Raw genomic sequence first — 435 nt, 5'->3', positions numbered from 1 at the left:
AAGGCATCCACCGATCGCACTTAGTAGCTTGTCAAACAAAAATATCACATTCGATAATCTACAAAGATGCTCGCGTCCACTATAAAATTCTCAAAACACACCCAAAAACAAACCCCAACACACGAAACAACGTGAATCAAGTATTTGCTCTGGCGCAGAAAACCAACCACCCAAACCCAACCGGGCTTGCATGCGTTTGATTTTCCAGAACCCAACAACGTGTCCTTGCTTGGCAACCACCACCAACCCCAAGGATCCCGTTCCACACCCACAAAAAGCGAGCAGTACTAAACAATCCAAACGATTCGATAATGATCTAGGTCAATGTTCCACAGAAACCCATCCCACAACGGAAAACGTGGGACATATATGGCTCCTTAGAAAGGAGGTGATCCAGCCGCACCTTCCGGTACGGCTACCTTGTTACGACTTAGT

At 46.4% G+C, this 435-nt stretch carries 1 rRNA gene; it reads right to left on the bottom strand.

Annotated elements, in window-relative coordinates:
- Positions 1–381: 381 nt before the first annotated feature.
- Positions 382–435: ribosomal RNA gene (locus tag P0D62_RS19020) — 16S ribosomal RNA — on the bottom strand; the annotation flags it as partial.

Origin of the sequence: Tessaracoccus caeni (assembly GCF_029211185.1) — a bacterium.
In the GTDB taxonomy this organism is placed as follows: domain Bacteria; phylum Actinomycetota; class Actinomycetes; order Propionibacteriales; family Propionibacteriaceae; genus Arachnia; species Arachnia caeni.
This window is presented reverse-complemented; position numbering and strand designations above follow the sequence as displayed.